The 781-nt window shown below is 64.3% G+C and carries 1 protein-coding gene; it reads left to right on the top strand.

What is annotated here, in order from left to right; all coding sequences use genetic code 11:
* Positions 1-142: 142 nt before the first annotated feature.
* On the top strand, positions 143-712 hold the full coding sequence (locus tag QHC67_RS18855) for a recombinase family protein (protein WP_048575106.1): 570 nt from the start codon (positions 143-145) through the stop codon (positions 710-712).
* Positions 713-781 lie beyond the last annotated feature (69 nt).

Genomic DNA, 781 nt, shown 5'->3' with positions numbered 1-781 from the left:
GAAGGGCAGTCGCAATAGCTTGGCCGTGATGACATTTACCGCTGACAGAACCATGCCAATTAGCTCTGACATCCACAGCTTTGGGGTATGCCGCGCGCCTGCGGCGTCGGCGTCCACAGACCGAGCGTTTGGGAGACGGTGGTTGAGCGGCATTTTGGGCTACGCGCGGGTGAGCACGGGCGACCAGGATGTCGCCGGGCAGATGATGCGTCTCGAACAGGCGGGCGCGATCAAGGTCTTCACGGACGTGCGTTCGGGCAAGTCGATGGACCGCCCCGGGCTGACGGAGTTGCTCACCTACGCGCGCGCGGGCGACACGCTCGCGGTCGTGCGGCTCGACCGGCTCGGCCGCTCGCTCGGTGAGCTGCTGACCATCGTAACCGCGTTGAAAGATCGCGGCGTCGCGCTGCTCAGCCTCGAAGAGAAAATCGACACGTCATCAGCCGCTGGCGAACTGATTTTTCACGTGTTCGGCTCGATCGCGCATTTCGAGCGACGTTTGATCGCCGAACGCACGAAGGACGGTATCGCCGCCGCGCGTGCCAAGGGCAAGTTGCCAGGACGGCGTCCGCTCGACCCGGAAAAGGCGAGCGCGGCGCTCAAGCTCGTCGAAGCCGGGGTGTCGCCCACCGAAGCCGCGCGGCAACTCGGCCTCGGTCGCGCCACTGTCTATCGGGAAATGGCCCTCGCTGGCGTACGGCGAACAGCTTGAGGGCGCGTTCCGTACCCGTTCTCACCTAACGCAATTCAGAACACATCCGTTGCGATGACCTCGACTACG

The organism is Sphingobium sp. (assembly GCF_033795625.1).
Lineage (GTDB): Bacteria > Pseudomonadota > Alphaproteobacteria > Sphingomonadales > Sphingomonadaceae > Sphingobium.
This window is presented reverse-complemented; position numbering and strand designations above follow the sequence as displayed.